The sequence below is a fragment of the Rhodococcus sp. P4_C10 genome, assembly GCF_056402135.1.
In genome coordinates this window covers 1-21,934 of the sequence record NZ_JBFUHZ010000062.1, presented here as the reverse complement: position 1 = coordinate 21,934, position 21,934 = coordinate 1, and the positions used below count along the sequence as shown (strand labels likewise).

The 21,934-nt window shown below is 69.9% G+C and carries 20 protein-coding genes, 1 tRNA gene and 2 pseudogenes; 18 read left to right on the top strand and 5 right to left on the bottom strand.

The features are described from left to right. The 6 genes and pseudogenes from AC1DWC_RS25195 to AC1DWC_RS25170 form a co-directional block, all read left to right on the top strand. Positions 1-274 (top strand): annotated as a pseudogene (locus AC1DWC_RS25195) (type II secretion system F family protein); the annotation flags it as partial. A 60-nt stretch (positions 275-334) separates the two neighbouring features. Beyond that, positions 335-538, top strand: a complete 204-nt coding sequence (locus tag AC1DWC_RS25190) for a DUF4244 domain-containing protein (RefSeq protein ID WP_072845457.1) — start codon at positions 335-337, stop codon at positions 536-538. 47 nt (positions 539-585) lie between these two features. Next, positions 586-936, top strand: coding sequence for a TadE family type IV pilus minor pilin (locus AC1DWC_RS25185; RefSeq protein ID WP_477912440.1), 351 nt, complete (start codon positions 586-588; stop codon positions 934-936). Next, entirely contained in the window at positions 933-1,301 is a 369-nt protein-coding gene (locus tag AC1DWC_RS25180) for an Rv3654c family TadE-like protein (protein WP_477912438.1), read from the top strand. The genes AC1DWC_RS25185 and AC1DWC_RS25180 overlap by 4 nt, the downstream gene beginning before the upstream one ends. A gap of 251 nt (positions 1,302-1,552) precedes the next feature. Beyond that, on the top strand, positions 1,553-3,361 hold the full coding sequence (locus tag AC1DWC_RS25175) for an APC family permease (protein ID WP_477912442.1): 1,809 nt from the start codon (positions 1,553-1,555) through the stop codon (positions 3,359-3,361). A 9-nt stretch (positions 3,362-3,370) separates the two neighbouring features. Next, the gene (locus AC1DWC_RS25170) at positions 3,371-5,833 is read left to right on the top strand and encodes a lysylphosphatidylglycerol synthase transmembrane domain-containing protein (RefSeq protein WP_477912436.1); all 2,463 of its coding nucleotides are present in this window, start codon (positions 3,371-3,373) and stop codon (positions 5,831-5,833) included. Positions 5,834-5,911: 78 nt separating this feature from the next. Here AC1DWC_RS25170 and AC1DWC_RS25165 read toward each other — a convergent pair whose 3' ends face one another. Further along, positions 5,912-8,323 carry a DEAD/DEAH box helicase gene (locus AC1DWC_RS25165; protein ID WP_477912434.1) on the bottom strand — a complete coding sequence of 804 codons (2,412 nt, stop codon included), beginning with the start codon at positions 8,321-8,323 and terminating at the stop codon, positions 5,912-5,914. 309 nt (positions 8,324-8,632) lie between these two features. On the opposite strand from AC1DWC_RS25165, the gene AC1DWC_RS25160 reads away from it, so the two are divergent. From AC1DWC_RS25160 to AC1DWC_RS25110, 11 genes are all read left to right on the top strand, one after another. Beyond that, positions 8,633-8,836 carry a cold-shock protein gene (locus tag AC1DWC_RS25160; protein WP_005248460.1) on the top strand — a complete coding sequence of 68 codons (204 nt, stop codon included), beginning with the start codon at positions 8,633-8,635 and terminating at the stop codon, positions 8,834-8,836. A 194-nt stretch (positions 8,837-9,030) separates the two neighbouring features. Then, on the top strand, positions 9,031-9,615 hold the full coding sequence (locus AC1DWC_RS25155; RefSeq protein ID WP_072845462.1) for a hypothetical protein: 585 nt from the start codon (positions 9,031-9,033) through the stop codon (positions 9,613-9,615). A 105-nt stretch (positions 9,616-9,720) separates the two neighbouring features. After that, positions 9,721-12,726 carry a type I DNA topoisomerase gene (gene topA / locus AC1DWC_RS25150; RefSeq protein WP_477912432.1) on the top strand — a complete coding sequence of 1,002 codons (3,006 nt, stop codon included), beginning with the start codon at positions 9,721-9,723 and terminating at the stop codon, positions 12,724-12,726. 47 nt (positions 12,727-12,773) lie between these two features. Next, positions 12,774-13,967 carry a DNA polymerase III subunit delta' gene (locus AC1DWC_RS25145; RefSeq protein WP_477912430.1) on the top strand — a complete coding sequence of 398 codons (1,194 nt, stop codon included), beginning with the start codon at positions 12,774-12,776 and terminating at the stop codon, positions 13,965-13,967. Between the two features lie 95 nt (positions 13,968-14,062). Then, positions 14,063-14,138 (top strand) — tRNA-Thr (locus AC1DWC_RS25140). Between the two features lie 240 nt (positions 14,139-14,378). Then, positions 14,379-15,257, top strand: a complete 879-nt coding sequence (locus AC1DWC_RS25135; RefSeq protein ID WP_477912428.1) for a replication protein — start codon at positions 14,379-14,381, stop codon at positions 15,255-15,257. Continuing rightward, the gene (locus tag AC1DWC_RS25130) at positions 15,254-15,430 is read left to right on the top strand and encodes a hypothetical protein (RefSeq protein ID WP_477912426.1); all 177 of its coding nucleotides are present in this window, start codon (positions 15,254-15,256) and stop codon (positions 15,428-15,430) included. The genes AC1DWC_RS25135 and AC1DWC_RS25130 overlap by 4 nt, the downstream gene beginning before the upstream one ends. After that, on the top strand, positions 15,427-16,059 hold the full coding sequence (locus tag AC1DWC_RS25125) for a DUF2637 domain-containing protein (RefSeq protein WP_477912424.1): 633 nt from the start codon (positions 15,427-15,429) through the stop codon (positions 16,057-16,059). Before AC1DWC_RS25130 ends, AC1DWC_RS25125 begins: the two co-directional genes overlap by 4 nt. A 40-nt stretch (positions 16,060-16,099) precedes the next feature. Further along, entirely contained in the window at positions 16,100-16,639 is a 540-nt protein-coding gene (locus AC1DWC_RS25120; RefSeq protein ID WP_477912422.1) for a hypothetical protein, read from the top strand. A gap of 803 nt (positions 16,640-17,442) precedes the next feature. Then, positions 17,443-17,904, top strand: a complete 462-nt coding sequence (locus tag AC1DWC_RS25115) for an STAS domain-containing protein (RefSeq protein WP_477912420.1) — start codon at positions 17,443-17,445, stop codon at positions 17,902-17,904. Beyond that, positions 17,905-18,150, top strand: a complete 246-nt coding sequence (locus AC1DWC_RS25110; protein WP_477912418.1) for a hypothetical protein — start codon at positions 17,905-17,907, stop codon at positions 18,148-18,150. A gap of 689 nt (positions 18,151-18,839) precedes the next feature. On the opposite strand, the gene AC1DWC_RS25105 is transcribed toward AC1DWC_RS25110, so the two are convergent. Continuing rightward, positions 18,840-19,172, bottom strand: a complete 333-nt coding sequence (locus AC1DWC_RS25105) for a hypothetical protein (protein WP_477912416.1) — start codon at positions 19,170-19,172, stop codon at positions 18,840-18,842. Between the two features lie 239 nt (positions 19,173-19,411). Between AC1DWC_RS25105 and AC1DWC_RS25100 the strand changes: the two genes are divergently transcribed. Then, positions 19,412-20,095: a hypothetical protein gene (locus AC1DWC_RS25100; RefSeq protein WP_477912414.1), complete on the top strand. Its 684-nt coding sequence runs from the start codon at positions 19,412-19,414 to the stop codon at positions 20,093-20,095. Between the two features lie 53 nt (positions 20,096-20,148). On the opposite strand, the gene AC1DWC_RS25095 is transcribed toward AC1DWC_RS25100, so the two are convergent. The 3 genes and pseudogenes from AC1DWC_RS25095 to AC1DWC_RS25085 form a co-directional block, all read right to left on the bottom strand. Then, entirely contained in the window at positions 20,149-20,301 is a 153-nt protein-coding gene (locus AC1DWC_RS25095; protein ID WP_477912412.1) for a hypothetical protein, read from the bottom strand. Positions 20,302-20,395: 94 nt separating this feature from the next. Then, the gene (locus AC1DWC_RS25090) at positions 20,396-20,908 is read right to left on the bottom strand and encodes a hypothetical protein (protein ID WP_477912410.1); all 513 of its coding nucleotides are present in this window, start codon (positions 20,906-20,908) and stop codon (positions 20,396-20,398) included. Further along, positions 20,908-21,934, bottom strand: a pseudogene (locus tag AC1DWC_RS25085) (hypothetical protein); the annotation flags it as partial. The pseudogene AC1DWC_RS25085 and the gene AC1DWC_RS25090, both read right to left, overlap by 1 nt.

The window sequence follows — 21,934 nt, the reverse complement described above, 5'->3', positions numbered from 1 at the left end:
GGCCAGGGCCGCCGCGGACCCGGACACCGAGGTGCTGGCCCGGATCGCCCGGCGGTCCGCCCGCTCGGGCGCGTCCCTCGCCGCGGCCGTGGCGGAACTCGCGGCCGAGCGGCGGGTGGCCGTCGAGGACCGCGGGGTGGCGGCCGCGGAACGGGCCGGCGTGCTGGTCAGCGGTCCGCTCGGGCTGTGCTTCCTGCCCGCCTTCCTGTGCCTGGGCATCGTTCCCGTGGTCGTCGGACTGGCGTCGCGGGTAATGGGCGAGGGGCTGTTGTGAAGGCGGGTCGGAAACTCCGTCGCGGAGATGCCGTGACGGTCACAGAGAAGGGGGAAGGCATTGTTGACCAAGGGGATTCGAGAACTTCGCACGCGTCTGTTGCTGGCCGCGGCGGCCGAGGAGGGGATGTCGACCGCGGAGTATGCGATCGGCACTATCGCCGCGGCAGCCTTCGGTGCGGTGCTGTACGCGGTCGTCACCGGCGACTCGATCGTGACGGCGCTGACCGGCATCATCGACAAGGCGCTCAACACCGCGGTCTGAGGTGGGCCGGCGAGAACGGCGCCGGGGAAAGGGGAGAGCGGGGTGCGGTGACGGTGGAGGCGGCCCTGGCGCTCGCCTCGATCACCGTGGTGGTGGTCCTGTGCCTCGGCGCGATCCTGGCGGTGTCGGCACACGTGCGGTGTGTCGACGCCGCGCGGGAGTCGGCACGGCTGGTGGCACGCGGCGACCGGGACGAGGCAGTCCCGGCGGCGTTACGGATGGCGCCGAGGGGCGCGCGGGTGGAACTGCGCGAGGAGGGCGGGTACGTGACGGCGACGGTCACCACGACCGTCGCGCTGCTGCCCCTGGTGCGCATCTCCGCGGATGCCGTGGCCGCGCTGGAGGAATTGGCCTCGGTGGATACCGGACCGGGGCGCGAGCCCGGCGGCGGCCGGTGACCGGCGGGCGGCGGTCGGTCGCGTCGGGCGAGCGAGGTGCGGCGACCGTCGTCGCCTGCCTGGCGATGCTGGCACTGGTCTCGGTGGCCGTCCTGGTGGTGAGCCTGGGCTCGGCGGTGTCGGCGCGGCACCGCGCCCAGTCCGCGGCGGACCTCGGCGCACTCGCGACCGCGGCGGCGCTGGGGCGGGGACAGCAGGCGGCCTGCGCGGCGGCGGACGACATCGCGGGCCGCATGCATGCGCGCGTCCGCGAGTGCCGGACCGAGGGCTGGGACGCGGTGGTGACGGTCGCGGTGACGGCGCCGCTGGTGGCCGTGGGACCGGGCGAGGCGGTGGCCGCCGCGCGGGCGGGTCCGGTGGACTGACGCGCGGCCTGGGGCGCGCGATCGGGCGGTGCCACTGCCCGCGCGTCGAGCGTCCGACGGGCAACACGGGCCGATCACCGTTACCGCCGGGTACGGGCAATGGCAGGATTCGCAGCGTGACGACCACGGACCGACCCACGACACGCCTGCGTTCCTGGCTGCTCGCGGACATCACCGAGGAGCCTGCGGGGCACCAGGGTCCGTTCGGGTCGCCGCCGAAGGAAGAGCACAAGCACCCCTGGTGGAAGGTGATGTGCCTGACCGGAGTCGACTACTTCTCCACCCTCGGTTACCAGCCGGGTATCGCGGCGTTGGCGGCCGGCGTGCTGTCCCCGCTGGCGACGCTGGTCCTGGTGGCGTTGACGTTGCTGGGGGCGCTGCCGGTGTACCGCCGCGTCGCGGCGGAGAGTCCCCGCGGCGCGGGCTCCATCGCGATGCTGGCCCGGTTGCTGCCGCGCTGGGGCGGGAAGATCTTCGTCCTGGTGCTGCTCGGGTTCGCCGCGACCGACTTCATCATCACCATGACCCTGTCTGCGGCCGACGGCGCCGCGCACCTGGTGGAGAACCCGTTCGCTCCCGAGGCCCTGCAGGGCCGGAACCTGCTGGTCACGCTCGTGCTGCTGGGCCTGCTCGCGGCCGTGTTCCTCAAGGGCTTCGCCGAGGCGATCGGTATCGCGGTGGCGCTGGTCGGGGTGTACCTGGCGCTGAACCTGGTGGTCATGGTCGCCGGGCTGTGGCACGTGGCGACCGCACCGTCGCTGGTCACGGACTGGACGTCGGCGATGACCACCCAGCACGGCAGCCCGTGGATGATGATCGCGATCTCGCTGCTGGTCTTCCCGAAGCTGGCGTTGGGCCTGTCCGGGTTCGAGACCGGCGTCGCGGTGATGCCGCAGATCAACGGGGATCCCTCCGACACCGACTCGGCGCCGCGCGGCCGCATCCGGGGTGCCCGTCACCTCCTGACCACCTCGGCCCTGATCATGAGTGCCTTCCTCGTCGTCAGCAGCTTCATCACCACGGTGCTGATCCCCGCGAACGAGTTCGAGGCCGGCGGTGCGGCGAACGGTCGTGCCCTGGCCTACCTGGCCCACGAGTACCTCGGCAACGTGTTCGGCACGGTCTACGACGTCAGCACCATCGCGATCCTGTGGTTCGCCGGGGCCTCCGCAATGGCGGGGCTGCTGAACCTCGTCCCCCGGTACCTGCCCCGGTTCGGGATGGCGCCGGACTGGGCCCGGGCGGTGCGGCCCCTGGTGCTGGTGTTCGCGGCCGTCGCATTCGGCATCACCTGGTACTTCGACGCCAGCGTCGACGCGCAGGGCGCCGCCTACGCCACCGGCGTGCTGGTGCTGATCACCTCCGCCGCGGTGGCCGTCACCATCTCGGCGCATCGCCGGGGCCAGCGCCGTAAGTCGGTCGGCTTCGGCGTCGTCGCGGCGATCTTCCTCTACACCACCGTGGCGAACGTCTTCGAACGTCCCGAGGGCGTGCAGGTCGCGACGTTGTTCATCCTGGCGATCCTGTTGGTGTCCTTCGCGTCCCGGTTCCAGCGTGCCTTCGAGCTGCGGGCGGAGTCGGTCAGCTACGACGCCACCGCATGGCAGTTCGTCGAGGAGGCGGCCCGGGGCACCATCCACATCGTCGCCCACGACGCGCGGGAGCGGGACTCCGCGGAGTACCGGCGCAAGGCCGCGGAACAGCGCAGGGAGAGCCACCTTCCCGAGGACCAGCCGATTCTCTTCCTGGAGGTGAACGTCCGGGACTCCTCGGAGTTCGCCACCAGGCTGCGGGTGCACGGCCGGCAACGGGACGAGCACCGGATCCTGTGGGTCAACAGTGCGGTCATCCCGAACTCGATCGCGGCGATCCTGCTCGACATCCGGGACCGGACGGGTTCGGTTCCGCACGTGTACTTCGAATGGACGGAGGGCGATCCGATCGCCAACCTGTTGCGATTCCTGTTCATCGGGCAGGGGGAGGAGGCGCCGGTGACCCGCGAGGTGCTCCGACGGGCCGAACCCGACCCGTCCCGTCGACCGCACGTCCACGTGGGGTGATGTAAGACCATGCGCGTCGACGGACAAGACATCCCGGTGCACGGCAGCCTGCTGCAGCCGCTGCGCCGGCGAACCAACGACCAGGTACGAGTGGTCGTCGCGGCGGTCTGCGTGATCGCCGTGGTGGTGGTCTCGCTGGTCACCCGCGGCCGGTGGGAGTCGGTCGAGTCGTCGATCTCCGACCTCATCGGGGTGGCGTCCCCGGACCTGTCCAACCGGTTCTACTCGTTCTACGGCGCGGCGATCGTGGCGCTGCCGTTCGCCATCCTGGTGGGGATCGTGGTGGGTCGACGCTGGAAGCTGCTGGCCGGCTACGCCGCCGCCGCCCTGATCGCGGGGGTGGCGCTGTCCTTCACCGGGGACGGGGTCGCGGCGCCGAAGTGGCACCTGGACCTCAGCGCCCACCTGGACACCTTCCTCTCGCAGTTCCTCGACGACTCGAGGTGGATCGCGATGCTGGCCGCGGTGCTCACCGTGTGCGGGCCGTGGCTGCCGGTGCGGTGGCGCCGGCTGTGGTGGATCCTGCTCCTGGGCTTCGTGCCCATGCACCTCTTCGTCAGCGCCGTCGTCCCGGCCCGGGCGATGCTGGGGCTGACGGTCGGGTGGTTCGTCGGCGCCCTGGTGGTGCTGTTCGTCGGCACCCCGGCGCTCGAGGTCCCGGTGGACGCGGCCGTACGGGTGCTCGGCCGCCGCGGCCTGAAGGTGCGGGAGCTGTCCGTGCTCAGCCCGGCCGGGCCGGGGCCGCTGGTGCTCTCGGCGCGGTGCCGCGTCGAGCAGTCCGGCGAGCGCGACTCCGGCGGCCCGGACCTGTTCGGCACCGCCGGCCGCCTCCCGGGCCGGACGGCGGTGGCCACCGACACCCCGGATCAGGTGGTGGTGGTCGAGCTGTACGGCCAGCACCAGCGCAGCGAGGGCCTGGTCAGGCAGGTGGGACGCTGGCTCACCTTCCGCAGCTCCGAGACACCGGCACCGTTTGCGTCACTGCGCCGTTCGGTCGAGCACCGGGCCCTGATGGCGACCGCCGCCGGGGCGCTCGGGGTGTCCTCCAGCGCGCCGACGGCGGTGGCGGCGCTGGACCGGGGCTGGATGCTCTACGCCCACACAGAGCCGTACGGGACGGTGGTCGACGGCCACGACCCCGGCGGCCTCGACGTGGTTTGGGAGGGGCTGCACCGGCTGCACAGCAGCCAGATCTCGCACGGCGACCTGCGTCCGGAGAACATCCGGACCGAGGCGGGCGGCGCACTGTTCGACGGCTTCTCGCGGTCCGAGGTCGGGGCGTCCGACTCGGCGATCCTCTCCGACGTCGCGCAACTGCTGCTCGTGACCGCCGGCCTGTTCGGGGTGGCCCCGGCGGTACGGGCGGCCATCGCGTCGGTCGGCGCCCCGAAGGTGATCGCGGCGTCCGGCCGGCTGACCCGCTCGGCGATGCCGAGCCGGATCCGTGGCGCGGTGCCCGACGCGAAGGAGCTGATGGCGGCGACCCGGCTGGAGGTCCGCACGCAGACCAATTCCGGCGAGATCAGGGCCGAACAGGTCACCCGCTTCACCCGCAACCAGCTGATCCAGTTGGTGCTGCTGATCGGCCTCGTCTACGTCGCCTACCCGTTCGTCAGCCAGGTGCCGACCTTCATCACCGAACTGCAGTCGGCGAACTGGTGGTGGGCGCTGCTGGGCCTGGTGGTCTCGGGGCTGACGTACGTCGGGGCGGCCGCGGCGCTGTGGGCGTGCGCCAGCGAGACCGTCAGCTTCCGGCACCTGACGATCATGCAGTTCGCCAACACCTTTGCCGCCACCACCACCCCGGCCGGTGTCGGCGGGCTCGCGCTGAGCGCGCGGTTCCTGCAGCACAACGGCCTCGGCGGGGTGCGGGCGACCGCGGCGGTCGCACTGCAGCAGACCGTGCAGGTGGTCACCCACATTGTGCTGCTGGTCGTCTTCAGCATCGCCGCCGGCCGCAACGCCGACCTGTCGCACTTCATCCCGAAGGGGACGGTGCTGTACCTGATCGCCGGCCTGCTGCTCGGGGTCGTCGGCACGTTCATGGTGGTGCCGAAGCTGCGCCGCTGGCTCCGCGAGGACCTGCGTCCGCAGATCGCGGACCTGACGGTCGAACTCCTCGACCTGGCCCGCGACCCGTGGCGGTTCCTGCTCATCGTCGCCGGCTGCGCGGGCACCACTCTCGGTGCGGCGCTGGCACTGTGGGCGAGCGTCGAGGCCTTCGGCGGCGGCGCCACGTTCATCACCGTCACCATCGTCACCATGATCGGCGGCACCCTGGCGTCCGCGGCGCCGACCCCGGGCGGCGTCGGCGCCGTCGAGGCCGCGCTGATCGGTGGTCTGGCCGCGTTCGGTGTGCCTGCCAGTGTCGCGGTGCCGTCGGTCCTGCTCTACCGCGTGCTCACCTGCTGGCTGCCGGTGTTCGTCGGCTGGCCGATCCTGCACTGGCTGCAGCGCAACGACCTGATCTGACCCGCTGCGGCCGCTCCCCAATGTCACATCGGGTATCCCGGGTACCCCCAATGTGACATTGGGGACCAGCGGGGCGGGTCAGCAGATCGAGTCGAGCACCGCGGACAGCAGTCGGACGGCGCCGTCCTTGTCGAGCGGGTTGTTCCCGTTGCCGCACTTGGGCGACTGCACACACGACGGGCAGCCGGCGGCGCACTCGCACGAGGCGATGGCGTCGCGGGTGGCGCGCAGCCACGGCGTCAGCTCGGCGTGACCGCGGTCGGCGAACCCGGCCCCACCCTGGTGTCCGTCGTAGACGAACACCGTCGGCAGCCCGGTGTCCGCGTGCAGCGCCGTCGAGACCCCGCCGATGTCGCCGCGGTCGCAGGTCGCCACCAGCGGCAGCAGGCCGATGGCGGCGTGCTCGGCGGCGTGCAGCGACCCAGGGAACCGGTCCGCCGGGATCCCCGCGCATTCCATCAGTTCCGGTGTCACCGTGTACATCACGGCCCGGGTGTGCAGGCGCTGCGGCGGCATGTCCAACTCCACGGCGTCGAGGACCTCCCCGGACGGCAGCCGGCGCAGGTACCCGACCACCTGGTGGGTCACCTCCACCTCGGTGAGCGCGACCGTGACCGGGCCGTGCTCGCTGCTGTCGAGCACGGCGGTGACCACGATGTCGGTGTTCTCCCGTGCGCTGGTGCTCCACTCGGGGGTCTCGGCGTGCACCAACGCCAGCCCGTTCTCGAGGTCGAGGCTGTCCACCACGAACGACTCGCCCTGGTGCAGGTGCACCGCGCCGGGGTGCGCGGTCGCGGGGGCGCGGCCCCCGTCCACGGTGCCCAGCATCCGGCCGGACTGTGCGTCGACGATCGCCACCTGCAGGCCGATTCCGCCCCGGATGTCCACGGACGCATGGGGGTTGGAGTCGGCGGTGACGAACCAGCCGTGCGCCCGGCGCCGGATCAGTCCCTGCGCGGCGAGGTCGGTGAGCACCTCCAGCGCACCCAGTTCCGCGACCTCGGCATCGCTGAGGGGCAGTTCCAGCGCGGCGCAGAGCAGCTGCGGGCCGAGGACGTACGGGTTGGACGGGTCGGTGACGGTGGCCTCGACCGGCTTGTCGAGCAGGGCGGCGGGATGGTGCACCAGGTAGGTGTCGAGCGGGTCGTCACGGGCCACCAGCACCACCAGTGAGCCCTGGCCGCGGCGGCCGGACCGTCCGGCCTGCTGCCAGAACGACGCCACCGTGCCGGGGAACCCGGCCACCACCACGGCGTCGAGTCCGGCGATGTCCACCCCGAGTTCGAGCGCGTTGGTGGTGGCCGCGCCGAGCAGGGTGCCGTCGGCCAGCGCCGCCTCGAGTTCGCGGCGGTCCTCGGCCAGGTAGCCGGCCCGGTACGCGGCCACCCGCTCGGCGAGCTCCGGGTCCACCTGCGCCAGAAGGTGTCTCGTGTTCATCGCGGTGAGTTCGGCGCCGCGCCGGGAACGGACGAAGGTGAGGGTGCGGGCCCCCTCGATCATCAGGTCCGCCATGATCCGGGCGGCCTCGGTGCCCGCCGCGCGACGCACCGGCGCGCCGTTCTCGCCGGTGACCTCCGCGAGCAGCGGGGGCTCCCACAGGGCGACGGTCCGCGGCCCGTGCGGCGACCCGTCCGTGACGACCTGCTCGCAGGGGGCGCCGATCAGCCGGGCTGCGGCGGACCCGGGGTCGGCCGTGGTGGCGCTGGCCAGGATGAACACCGGGTCGGCGGCGTAGCGGCGGCAGATGCGCCGCAGCCGGCGCAGCACCAGTGCCACGTTGGAGCCGAAAACTCCACGGTAGGAGTGGCATTCGTCGACCACCACGTAGCGGAGGTTCCGGAAGAAGTGGGCCCAGCGCTGGTGCGCGCGCAGCATCCCGATGTGCAGCATGTCCGGGTTGGTGAACACCCAGCGGGAGTTGGCGCGCACCCACTGCCGGACCTCGGCGGGGGTGTCCCCGTCGAAGGCGTTGGGGTAGATGTCCGCCAGTGACTCCGCGGCGTCGCACAGTCCGGATGCGGACCGGATCTGGTCCGCACCAAGCGCTTTGGTGGGGGAGAGGTAGAGGGCGGTGGCGCGCGGATCCGCGGCGAGGGCGGTGAGGATCGGCAGTTGGTAGGCGAGCGACTTGCCCGACGCGGTCCCGGTGGCCACGACCACGTGCGAGCCGGCCGCGGCGTGCGACGCGGCGTCGGCCTGGTGGGTCCACGGCAGCTCGATCCCGCTCGCGCGCAGCGCGCCGACCACGTCCGGGTCCGCCCACGACGGCCACTGCGCGAACTGGGAGTCGCGGGCGGGCAGGTCGGCGACGTGGGTCAGCGGGTGCTCCCCGCCGGGGGTGCCGGCGAGCACTCGGTCGAGCAGCGTGCGCCCGAAGTTGCCCGCTGCGGGGACCGGTGAGCTCACTGGGTACTCCGAGTTCGTTCGTCGACGCGGCCACACCTGTACGGACCTGGGGTTTTTTATGCTACTGGTGCGGCGGAAGCGCATTCGCGCGAGGTGGACGGAAACTGTCGGCCGCGTATGTTTGTCCGCCGTTACCAGTTAGTAGTCAAAATCAAGATCATTTCTTTATGTGATTTAGGCTGTCGCACTCGCGAGAAGCGTGGTTGACTGTCGATCGGTCGCAGCTTCTGTGTTCGTGTACGCGCTCGCAGGATCGATGTTGCGAGCGCCGTCTCGATGCTTTTCCTCGGGGGGATATCAGCCTGCGGAAGTCACCGGTACTGCGGTCGGAACCGGCCCGGCAGGCAGTGAGCGCCGTCTGCCGCATCCGGTGTTAGAAAGAGAAGGAATAGCATGGCACAGGGCACTGTGAAGTGGTTCAACGCGGAAAAGGGCTTCGGCTTCATCGCCCCCGAGGACGGCTCCGCTGACGTCTTCGTCCACTACTCCGAGATCCAGGGCAGCGGCTTCCGCACCCTCGAGGAGAACCAGCGCGTGGAGTTCGAGGTCGGCCAGGGCACCAAGGGTCCCCAGGCGACCGGCGTTCGCGCGGTCTGATTCGTCAGTACCTCAACACGGATCGAACTCGTCCCCCGTCGCCGGAAGGCGGCGGGGGACGAGTCCTTTCCGGGGGCAATCCAAGGCAACGCTTCGGCTAATCCCGCATCTCTTTGACCAATCCGTAAACGTCTGACCATTTTCGTTGCGGCAAAGGGGAATTAGCTTCGATGTCAGGACTACTGTCTGATTCTGTGAACCAGTTGTCCTTCTTCTCTGCCGACACGGACGCGCCCGACGTGCGCGACCTCGGCGGACTGCTGGCCGCGCAGGGGCAGGCGGCCGCGGCGGCGGACCGGGCCAGGGTGTCGGTGGTCGTCGACGCGCAGTGGCGCGCCGAGGCGATCGCGGAACTGATCGAGGAGGCCGGACTGGCCGCCGAGCTGACCCGATCCGACGAGGGCAGCCCGCTGGTGCGGACGGCCTCGGTCCCGGAGCTCCTCGCGCTGGCGACCGACTGGACCAAGGGCGCGGTCAAGGCGGTGCCGGCGGGATGGATCCCCGGGCCACGGGCGCTGCGGGCGTGGACGCTGGCCGCCGGGCACACCGAGGCGGACGGCGAGCGCTTCGTGCTGGGACTGGACCCGCACGCCCCGGACACCCACGCGGTGCTCGCCCAGTCGCTGATGCGGGCCGGCATCGCACCCACTCTGATGGGCACCCGTGGCGGTCACCCCGGACTGCGGGTGGTGGGGCACCGTCGGCTGCAACGGCTGGTCGAGAACGTCGGGCAGCCGCCTGACCGGCCGGAGGCGCGCGGCGCGTGGCCGCGGGTGTAGAAAGTCGACACGGGATTGATCTGCAAGGATGGGGCACGCGGTGTGTCACTGTTAGTACTTGACACGTGATCGCCCATTCGAGTCGAGGAAGGTGCAGGCAGCAAGGTGGCAGCTCGGGATAAGGACACGGCGGGGGACTCCTCGACCGGCCAGACGCGCCGTCTCGTGATCGTCGAGTCGCCGACCAAGGCCCGCAAGATCGCCCCGTATCTGGGCAAGGACTACGTCGTCGAGGCGTCGGTGGGACACATCCGTGACCTGCCGCGCGGCGCCGCGGACGTGCCGGCGAAGTACAAGGGCGAGCCCTGGGCGCGGCTGGGCGTCAACGTCGACCAGGACTTCGAGCCGCTCTACGTGGTGAGCCCCGACAAGAAGTCGAAGGTCGCCGAGCTCAAGAGCCTGCTCAAGGACGCCGACGAACTCTTCCTCGCCACTGACCCCGACCGCGAGGGCGAGGCCATCGCCTGGCACCTGCTCGAGACGCTCAAGCCGAAGATCCCGGTGCGCCGGATGGTCTTCCACGAGATCACCAAGCCCGCCATCCTGGCCGCCGCCGAGGACACCCGCGAGCTCGACCAGGACCTGGTCGACGCGCAGGAGACCCGCCGCATCCTCGACCGCCTCTACGGCTACGAGGTCAGCCCGGTGCTGTGGAAGAAGGTCATGCCCCGGCTGTCGGCCGGCCGCGTGCAGTCGGTGGCCACCCGCGTCATCGTGCAGCGCGAACGCGAGCGGATGGCGTTCCGGTCCGCGGAGTACTGGGACATCTCCGCGACCCTCGACGCCGGCGCCGAGGCCAGCCCCCGCAGCTTCGGGGCCCGGCTGGTCAGCGTCGACGGCGCGCGGGTCGCGTCCGGCCGCGACTTCGGTGCGGACGGCGCGCTCAAGTCCACCGGCGTCACCGTGCTGGACGAGGCCAAGGCCCGTCGGCTCGCCGACGCGCTGCACGGCGTCGACCTGACGGTCTCGTCCGCCGAGGACAAGCCGTACACCCGCAAGCCGTACCCGCCGTTCATGACCTCGACGCTGCAGCAGGAGGCGGCCCGCAAGCTGCGGTTCTCCTCCGAGCGCACCATGCGCACCGCGCAGCGGCTGTACGAGAACGGCCACATCACCTACATGCGTACCGACTCGACGACGCTGTCGTCGTCGGCGATCGACGCGGCCCGGGCCCAGGCCACCGAGCTCTACGGCGCCGAGTACGTGAGCCCGTCGCCGCGTCAGTACACCCGCAAGGTGAAGAACGCGCAGGAGGCACACGAGGCGATCCGCCCCGCCGGCGACGTCTTCGCGACACCGGGACAGCTGCACAGCCAGCTCGGCACCGACGAGTTCAAGCTCTACGAGCTGATCTGGCAGCGCACCGTCGCCTCGCAGATGCAGGACGCGCGCGGCACCACGCTGACGCTGCGCATCACCGGCACCGCGGGAACGGGCGAGGAGGCCACCTTCTCGGCGTCCGGTCGGACCATCACGTTCGCGGGCTTCCTCAAGGCGTACGTGGAGAGCGTGGACGAGGAGGCCGGCGGCCAGTCCGACGACGCCGAGTCCCGGCTGCCGGTGCTGGTCGCGGGGCAGGCCGTCACTGCCACCAAGCTGGACCCGGACGGCCACACCACCAACCCGCCGGCCCGTTACACCGAGGCCAGCCTGATCAAGACGCTCGAGGAGCTCGGCATCGGCCGGCCGTCCACGTACGCGTCGATCATCAAGACCATCCTGGACCGCGGCTACGTCTACAAGCGCGGCAGCGCGCTGGTGCCGGCGTGGGTGGCGTTCGCGGTGATCGGTCTGCTGGAGGCGCACTTCGGCCGGCTGGTGGACTTCGACTTCACCGCAGGCATGGAGGACGACCTCGACGAGATCGCCGGTGGACGCGAGCAGCGCGGAAACTGGTTGTCCGGCTTCTACTTCGGCGGTGAGCACGGCGCCGAGGGTTCGGTGGCCCGCTCCGGCGGCCTGAAGAAGATGGTCGGCACGAACCTCGAGGACATCGACGCCCGCGAGGTCAACTCGATCCGGCTCTTCGACGACTCCGAGGGTCGCGAGGTGCACGTGCGGGTCGGCCGGTTCGGGCCGTACCTCGAGCGCATGGTCGTCAATCCCGATGACCCCGAAGGTGATCCGATCTCGCAGCGGGCGAACCTGCCCGACGACCTGCCGCCGGACGAGCTCACCCCGGAGTACGCGGAGAAGCTGTTCGCCACCCCGCAGGACGGTCGCAAGCTCGGCGTGGATCCGCTGACCGGGCACGAGATCGTCGCCAAGGAAGGGCGTTTCGGTCCCTACGTGACCGAGATCCTGCCGGAGCCGGAACCCGAGCCGGAGCCGGACATCGTCCCGGTGCCAGTCGCGGAGACCGCCGACGCGGGTGAGGGCACGGTCAAGACCAAGGCCCCCGCCAAGAAGGCGCCCGCGAAGAAGGCCGCGAAGAAGGCGGACGGCCCCAAGCCGCGCACCGGCTCGCTGCTCAAGACCATGGACGTCGCGACGGTGACGCTCGAGGACGCGCTGCGGCTGCTCTCGCTGCCGCGCGTGGTGGGCGTCGACCCGGAGTCGAAGGAAGAGATCACCGCGCAGAACGGCCGTTACGGGCCGTACCTGAAGAAGGGCACCGACTCCCGTTCGCTCGCGAACGAGGAGCAGATGTTCACGGTGACCCTCGACGAGGCGCTGAAGATCTACGCCGAGCCGAAGCGTCGTGGCCGGCAGGCCGCGGCGACCCCGCCGCTGCGTGAGCTCGGCAACGACTCGGCGACCGACAAGCCGATGGTGATCAAGGACGGCCGCTTCGGCCCGTACGTCACCGACGGCGAGACGAACGCCAGCCTGCGCAAGGGCGACGAGGTGGAGTCGATCACCGACGAGCGGGCGTCCGAGCTGCTCGCGGACCGCCGGGCCCGTGGGCCGGCGCCGAAGAAGGCCACCAAGAAGGCCGCCGCGAAGAAGGCGCCGGCGAAGAAGGCCGCTGCCAAGAAGGCGCCGGCGAAGAAGGCCGCGGCCAAGAAGACCGCCGCGACGAAGACGACGGCCGCCGCGACCAAGACGGCCGCCAAGAAGACCGCGGCCAAGAAGGCGCCGGCGAAGAAGTCGACCACGACGGAGTCCTGACCGCGCGCGGGTCGGGCTCGGTCGGTGGCGACCGATAGGCTCGCGGCGTGGCAGGAGTATTCGACAGGCTGGTCGGTCAGGAGCACGTCGAGACGGAGCTGACGGGCGCCGCGACGGCGGCACGCGGCGGCGCGCAGTCCGCGGGTTCGCTGATGACGCACTCGTGGCTGTTCACCGGACCGCCCGGCTCGGGCCGATCGGTGGCGGCGTTGTGCTTCGCCGCCGCGCTGCAGTGCACCGACGCCGGCGTCCCGGGCTGCGGGCACTGCCACGCCTGCACCACCACCATGGCGGGCACCCACGCCGACGTGCGCCGGGTGGTCCCGGAGGGGCTGAGCATCAGCGTCGCGGAGATGCGGGCCATCGTGCGCACCGCCGCCCGCCGCCCCAGCACCGGCTACTGGCAGGTGGTGGTGATCGAGGACGCGGACCGGCTCACCGAGGGTGCGGCGAATGCGCTGCTCAAGGTTGTCGAGGAGCCGCCGGAGCGGACGGTGTTCCTGCTGTGCGCGCCGTCGGTGGACCCGCAGGACATCTCCGTGACGCTGCGCTCGCGGTGCCGGCACGTGGCGCTGGTGACGCCGTCGGTCGACGCGATCGCCGGGGTGCTGCGCGAGCGGGACGGACTGGATCCGGAGGCCGCGCGGCTGGCGGCCTCGATCAGCGGAGGACACGTGGGCCGGGCCAGACGGCTGGCCACCGACTCGGAGGCCCGTGCTCGGCGGGACCAGGCCCTGGGCCTGGCGTCCGCGGCCACCCGGCCCGGCACCGCCTACGCGGCGGCCGACGAGTTGGTGCGGGCCGCCGAGGCCGAGGCCAAGGAGATGAGCGCGTCGAGGGACGAGCGGGAGACCGAGGAACTGCGCACCGCACTGGGCGCGGGCGGCACCGGCAAGGGCGCCGCCGGCGCGCTGCGGGGCTCGGCGGGGGCGCTCAAGGACCTCGAACGGCGGCAGAAGTCGCGGGCGACGCGGACCGGACGCGACAGCCTGGACCGCGCGCTGATCGACCTGGCCGGGCTCTACCGGGACGCGCTGGCCGTCTCGCTCGGCTCGAACGCGCAGGCGAACCACCCGGACAAGGCGGACCAGGTGCGGAAGATGGCGGCCGCGGGGAGCCCGGAGGCGCTGCTGCGCTGCATCGAGGCCGTGCTGGACTGCCGGGAAGCGCTCGCCGTCAACGTCAAGCCCAGGTTCGCGGTGGCCGCCATGGTGGCCCGGTTGGGCGCGGCGCTGAACTGAGCAACCCCGGCCGAACTGGCCGGGGTGGGGGTCAATTTTCGTATCCGGGGTCGATGCCGCTAGACTCCTGCTGGTTCGATCGCAAGGTCGGACACGCCGCCTTAGCTCAGTCGGTAGAGCATTTCACTCGTAATGAAAAGGTCGACGGTTCGATTCCGTCAGGCGGCTCCACGAAGCCCCAGGTGAGAGTACGTTTCGCCTGGGGTTTCTTCATGTCCCAGGTAGGCCACGTGATGCCACAAAGTGCCAGGTCGTGCCAGCAGATCCGGAGCAGATCCGGAACAGATCCGGAACGGGAAAGCTGGACAGATCAGGCCCTACCTGCCACGATCACCAGCACAACAACATAAGAGACCCCGGCGAGTGCGCTAACACTCCCGGGGCGTGGTCCGACTATCACAGGAGTCGAACGTGCCCCAGCATACCCATGTCTTGGGTGGGATTCAGCGTGGCCCGCGCCGCGCTGACAACTTCACCATCCTCAGCAATGAGGTCATCAACGACAGCCGCTTGAGCTTCCGCGCTCGCGGCGTCCTGCTCTACCTCCTCAGCAAGCCCGCCGACTGGCGCACCCGCTCTGAAGCCATCGCCGCACAGTCCCCCCGCGAGGGCCGCGAAGCGATCCGCACCGCGATGCGCGAGCTCGAGGCGTACGGCTACCTCGTCCGCGAAAAGCGCCAGGACCCCGACACCGGCCGCTTCGAGACGATCCAGACCGTCTACGAAGAGCCTGTCGCGGTCGAGAACCCGCAGGTCGCCCCGGCACCCAGGAAACCGGTCGCTGGTCGTGCGTCCACCGGGAAACTGGGCCGCTTTACAAGGACTGAGTCACGAAGGACTGAGACCAACAACAACCAGGCCGAGCGCGGACCTCGCCAGTGCGAGGCGAACGTCAGGGCGTCGTTGTCGGAGAAGGCCCAGGAGTTCCTAGCCAAGGACGACCAGGCGCTCGCCGACCTCGAGGCCGCGACGCTCGCCGCCGGCCTCCCCGCTAGCTTCGCCAAGATCCGGAAGGGCGAGATCCTCGCGCTGCTCGACGTTCACGGCGTCCAGGCCCTCGTCGACGCCGCCCAGAAGGCCCACCGCCCCGAGAACCCGACGATGCACGTGCACGGCTGGCTCCGCCTGTGGGCGGCGCTGCCGCTGCCCCGCGTCACGGCGGGCCCTCCCAGCCCCGACGAGCTGAAGCGCACGTGCAGCGACTGCGTTGGAGGCTGGGTCGAGGACACCGACGGGCTCCCGATCCGCCGCTGCGCCTGCCGCACCGCACCGCAGGCGGCCGCACGATGACCAACACCACCGTCTGCGACCGACTCCACGAGCTGCTCGACGCGTCCTGCCGCAGCATCTCCACCCACATGGCCGCCGGTGCCCCCTTCGGCCTCGCCAGCCTCCGGGGTCTCGGCGACCTCCAGGCCGCGATCAGCCGCATGATCATCAACCTCGAGGGAGACCGGCCGTGAAGAAGCTCGCCTTCGTCAAGATGCCCACCTTCACCGACACCAACGCCGTCGACGTGCTGACCGTAGTGGCGCTCGTCATCAGCTATTCGAAGCTTGTCGACCTCGCCCTGCGCGCCGGCTACTTCGAGCCGATCGCCTACGCCTGGCCGTTGATCGTCGACGGCCTGGCGCTCGTCGCGACCCGGGCGACGCGATCCCTGACTGGCAAGGCCCACGCGTACGCCTGGGTGCTGCTCGTCGGCGCAACGCTGGTGTCGATCGTCGCGGCGTGCGCGTCGGCGCTCTTGCCTGCCGGGCCGCTCCCGGGCGAGGCCGCCGCGGCGGTGTTCGTGGTGACGCCGATTTTCCTCCTCGCGGCGCAGCACCTGGCGCAGCTGATGCGCGACGCGGTCGCCGAACTGGCCACGGCTGAGGGCCAGGGCGACGCACCCACTGCTGACGCAGTCCCGCGGACCACCGACGCGACGCAGGACCGCGCCGCAGCGCCGCACACCGAGGAGTCAGACGCGCCAGCGCCGGTCGACGCGCCCGACGCAGTCCTGTTCGATCTGAAGCGTGACGCGTCAGCGCGACGGACGCGACGCGGCGGCGTCACGGCGGAGCAGCGCGCGCGTCCGCCGTTTGCATGACAGCGGCGGACGCGACCGGGAGGTCTGGTTGAATCCGGGCATGAAACGGACAATCACCGCAGCAGCCATGGCCGCTGTCACGCTCACCCTCGGCGCGTGCTCGTCGACTTCCGATGACGCCAAACTGCCGGCCACGTCAGCAGCCATGATGCCGTCGGCGACCGCCGATGCTCCCGCACCGGCTGCCGCGCCCGTATCCGATCCGCGCTGCGTCGCGGCGAGCGAGGATGCCGTGATTGCCGTATCGAACGGGCTGACCGACGAGACACTCGCCCTGGGCAACACGCAGGTGATCGTCGACGGCGACCTGACGTTCTTCGGTGCATCCACCGTCCGACCGGACGGCAAGTTCGAGAACAGGTCGGACGTGTGGGTGCTCAGTGGACTGATGCCGTTCGCGTCGACTGGCGGGGCGCGCAGCGCGACCAAGTGGCCGAAGGCGAGCGCCGCGCCGCTCCAGATTTCTGCCGGTGACGAGCGGGTCCAGGCCGTCGATGCCTGCGTTGTCAACCTGACTCGGAGTGCGGCAGCCACGCCGCAGCCGACGGTGTCCGAAGCTCCGGCCACGACGGTTAGCTGACCTGGCACGTTCTGCGAGACTGGACGCATGACGTTCAACCCGCCCACAGATGAAGGCCAGCTCGGCTGGGTCACCCTCGCCGATGGCCGCCGGGCCTACCGGTACCCCGAGTCCGACGAGCTGATCATCCCCGGGGCCGGCGACTAGCCCGTCCAGAAAGAAGCCCCCCAGCCATTCGGCTGGGGGGCTTCTTCGTTCGTGGCTGTGCCGATTGCTCGACGAGCGGGTCCTGGGGGTTCGCACCCTCGCCGCCGCAAATCCGTTCCTCGCGTGGTGTGGCTTCGCGGAGATGCGCCCTGTGAACTTGTGACACGAAGGTAGCACGTATCCTGTTGCAGCACAACATGATTCGCAGATGCGCTCAGGCCGCCGGGGCGCTCGCTTGCACTCGGCGCCCAGGATCCACAGGTGGCGAGTGCTGACCAACCGCGTCGCCGCGGCGTCGACTTGGGTATGACGGCGTCGACTCGATCCGTCCTGAGAGACTGGCCGGATGATCACCCCCGGGGCCGAAAGCCAGCTCGGCTGTTGATTGAGGCGCCTACGGTTAGAGTGCCGCCCTTCATCCCCCTAGGACGGCCTGGCCCCGCCGGGCCGTCCCCACGGACCTGGCGGGGCCACCCAACCGTCCCGGAGAAGCACAGAGCGGACAAGCCTTTCCTCTGACCTGCAGATCTGCTAAACCTGAAGGCGGTTGAGACCACAGCCGAACCTGGTGCAGGGTGGCTGTCGCGATCTGAGATCGCCCGATCCCGCCGACCCACCTCACGCGCCGACTCGCGCCCCTTGAGGAGGTTTCTGCAATGCGAGCCCACACGCTCCACTACAGCCGACTCGACGACCGCCTGACCGCTTCACGCCAGCGCTCGTCAGGGCCAGGGTCGACAGTGCTGGAAGTGGCCGGCGACATCGACGTACCAGCCCTACCGGAATTCGTCGCCGCCTTGAACTTCGGCATCGACGTAGCCGTGACCTCGCTGATCCTCGACCTGTCCAACACGACGTTCTTCAGCATCTCCGCAGCCCAGAAGCTCGCAGAAGGTCGGCTCCGAGCGGACCGCAACGGCCTCGAGATACTTCTGGCCGCACCACCCCCACCCGTCAGACGCGCCCTGCGCGCGACCGGACTGAACGATCAGTTCCGTACTTTCTCGTCCGTCCAACAAGCAGTGGAGTACAACCGCCGAACACGGCTTCAGGGGCGCGAAGCCGATCTCGCACGACGGTTCGATGACGCAGCGGGAGCCCGATTGGAAACGGGCTGAGTGCCCAGCCTGCCCATGGCGATGGGCCGATTCAACTACCGGCTCGCGTGCCTACCACTCCAACTGATCGAGGTCGCCGCCGTTGCGTGGCTCCCCGAGGAGTCGGCACTGCGCCTCGGATACGAGAAGGTCCTCATCGACTGCGATCGTGCGGCGGCCTACCTGCTGGACGACAAATCCGCCCACGCCCGAGCATGCGCACTCCGCGAGCAGACCGCCCCAGCTCGCACAACGCGCGCACTGTAACTGCGCAGAATCGAACAGCACGAACAAGCCGTGGATGCTGCCGAGGCTGAACTACTGCACCATCATCGGGAGAAGTTTCTGCGCCGCCTGCGGGATCACATCAACGAGAGTCCGCATATGTGATCGCAATTCAAGTGTCCGCCCAGCATTTGGAAGATGTCACGTGTCGTACGCGCGAGTAACAACTTGCGGCACCTAGGGTGAGTTCGCGCCAGCATCCCTCGGTGTCTGGCGTAGGCCCCGTCGACCTCCCCCCTGTGTCGACGGGGCCGCAGCCATTTTCGTGCCGAGTTGCCCTAGCCGTTGACCGAGTCTGGCCACCGATCCCGCTGCGGCGCCGGCCCGACACACGGCGGCGTGTAGGTGACAGCTCCGCACTCGCGGCAGACGTGGGTGCGGTGCCCGAGTCGCGGCGAGCACGCGCAGGCCTCCCAACCGACGAGGCAGCTGCCCGGGCCGAGCGGGTGGCCGTTCGGGCAGTGATCCGGGGCCGACTCGGTGTACGTGGCCATGGATCCGAGCGTAGTCCGGTTCGCACGGTCGTTCGAGAATCGCTACTCTGGCGACTGCGGGCCGCGGAGGGTTCCTGTGTCGGCTGTCAACACCGGAGCATTCGAACACCGGCCCCATGATCTCGGTGCGGGTCGACGAGGGAAGCGTCGTCCCGCACCGTTCAAGGGCATTTGTCTCTAGGCGGCGAGGCGGCGAGAGCGGATCCAGAACAGCGCTGAGATGGCCATCACTACGAGCCCAGTGAGTGCCATCAGGTTGGCTGGCCAGTCGATAAGTGTGACCGATTCTTCGTATCCGGTTGGATAGACAGCTCGGCAGTTTGCGCTGACCAGAGGTGACCATGCTCGTGTGAAGTCGGGTTCGAAGCTGTACGCAGTCCAGTCCGGGGTACCCGGCGGAGGAGGGAACGCGTATTCGGTGCAGAGCATGAACGGCGAGGTCACCAGGAAGGCGGCAACATAGACGGCCAGACCGATTGCAAGTCCGAGCATGGCTATAGATCGGCGCATCGTTCGAAAGTAGTCGATACCCAGTCGGTCACTGGCAGGCGGCTGACGCCACCACTAGTTTCGCAGATCTGACAGCGGCCGCCGGTTACGCGGATTCGGGCATCCGGACGGCTCGGTTACCAACACGACGCCGCACCGACATATAAGTCGGAAGCCGCGGCCCGCCTCCTCCGTCTACCGGCCCATCCGCACCGGGCCTTGCTGCGGCTTGTCGGTCACGGCTGCTAGCTTCCACATCCATGAGCGCATTGTCCGATTTCCTTTCACAGGGCTCCTTTTGGTGGGGCACCGCCTTCGGTAGCGTGATCACTGTTGGCGGCGGCGCAATATCGCTGCGCGCTAGCGACAAGCGCAAGGCGAAGCAAGAGGACAAGATCCTCGACCGCAAGGAGGAGCGCGAAGACAGGAAGTCGAACGAGCAACTGGTCCGCGAGGCTGCGATGAACTTCGCAGAGACGGCTGCCGAGTCGCTCACGAAGTCGCTCGACGTGAAGGGCGTCTTCAACGCCATGCGCGACATGTTCAACACCGAACGTGGTGTCGACGACCCGAAGGCCCTCGAGAAGTTCATGTTTGCCGAGACCCAGGTTGACGAGATGGTCAGCCTCTCAAAGGCGTTTCACCGTCTCAAGGTCGTCGCACCCAATGACATCACCGAAGCTGCGTCGAAAGTGGTGACCGCGTTCCAGGTTCTCGCAAGCATGACAACCCAACCGCTCGCGAAGCCGGCAGGACTTCAGGCCGCGGGCGTTGAGCTCGACGGGTTTGTGAATGTCTTCAGGCAGTACATCAAGCTCGATCCCTTCACTGAACAGGACGCCAAGCGCGCTGCCGAGTCCTTCGTAGTGACGCTGAAAAAGCAGGTTGACGACTACATGGCCGAGTACAAGGCCGCTGGGTCCGCGCGGACCGCGCAGGGTTAATCGGCGAGTCGAAGTGACACAAGGAGCCCCCGTACTCAATCTGAGGACGGGGGCTACTTCGTGCGTAGAGCGCGCAGCTCGGCGACGACGCGGTCGAGCGCGTCGAGCACCGCGGCGGACTCCGGATCTCGCCGGAGCCGGGCGAGCACCGCGGGGTCGGCGTCGGCATGCAGCTCCGCGAGCACGATCTCCTGGTCGTCGGTCACATGAGGTTGGACGCCGCGGACCCGAGTTCGGTTCCTGCAACGACGAAACGCCCCCACCCTGGCCGCTGAATGCGGTAGGTGGGGGCGTTGTCGGTCAAGCGGGGTCGACGGTGATGTACGTGTTATTGGCGCCGGCCACTGTGTTGTCCTCGTAGTTACAAAACGCCTCTATGCCGACGCCGGCAGCGCTGATCTCGCCGGTCCACGTCGCGGCGATCGTCTCACTGCTGCTGGAGACGGGCGAGGTGTAGACGACCGCGGCGCCGACGAGGAACCGCAACTGCGAGTTGTCGTTGTCGTCGATGGTCATCTTCGCGGTGATCTTGTACAGGCCCGGGGGCACCATCAGGGCGTTGCCGCCCGTGATCACGGTGTCGGGGTAGGCCGGCAGTGGGGTCAGCGAAGCGAGGCGTTTCCATCCGTTCTTGGTGAGAGTCACCGCGGTGGACTGGTAGGCGCCCATCGGGGTGGAGTCCGACCACACCTGCACGGCCGCCGACCCGGTGCCCAACATGACCTTCTTCGCCGGCACCGCCGCGGACCCGGTCCCGACCATCACCTTCTTGAGCTCGGCCGCGGCACTGCCGGTACCGATCCGGACGGCCATCAGTAGACGACCGCGACGAAGCCGACGGCGTTCTTCGTCGCCGCGGACAGCGCGTCGTACGCGGCCTGCGTGCCGACGAAGTGCACGATCGTCTGCCCGGGATGACTGCCGGCCTTCCCCGCGAGGGCATCCTTGATCGGCCCGCTCGCGACCTTCTGCGCGTCGGACGTGTTGTCGGCGCTACCGAGTCCGACGTCGCCCTTGGCGAGCACGACGACGCCGTTCTGCCCGTTCACCGACTGCACGACGTCGGTCGGTGCGACGGCGAGCGTCCACGACGACTCCTGCGTGCGGTCGGTCCCGGTGAGGAAGTACGTGCCGCGCCCGGGGTTGTTGGTCTGCACGACCCGGTCGTCGGACTGCACCTGCCCCGCGGTCAGCGCGAGACGTAGCGCGGACGTCGCGACCACGACGGTCTTCGTCGTCGCGATGGCCGGGATCAGCGACGTCGGGATCACGCGGCCGCCGGCGCCGTCGTCGACGAGGTCGGCCTTCCACGAGAGAGCGGTGTCGAGCTCCGCGCCGAGGTCGGTGATGTCGTCCATCACGTGGGTGTGCCCGGGCTGCGACGCACCACCTGCCAGTGCGAGGAACCCCTTGGCCTCGGGGGTGAGGTCCAGCTCCCGATCGGCGGCGAGGTCGCCGCCGCCGGTCAGCGCGCCGACGCCCTCTACACGGCGGGTGGTGGGCACACCGCCGACGTTCTGCGCGTCCTGGGCGGCCTGCTGGGCGGCCGCCCGCGCGGCGTCGGCGTCGACGGCGTCCTGCGCCGCGGCGTTCGCCTTCTCTGTCGCGGTGTTCGCGTGGCCCTGCGCGGCGTCGCGCGCGGTGTAGGTGTCCGTGCGCGCACCCATGACGTCCGCGTACGCGCCGTCGATCTGCCCCTTGGCGGTGTCGACCGCGGCGCGGTCCTGGTCGGCGGCGGCCGCCGAGTCGGCGGCGGCGCCAGCGGATCCGGCGGCCGCGGTGGCGGATCCGGCGGCCGCGGTGCGGTGGCCGGCGGCCGCATCGCGCGCCGTGTAGGCG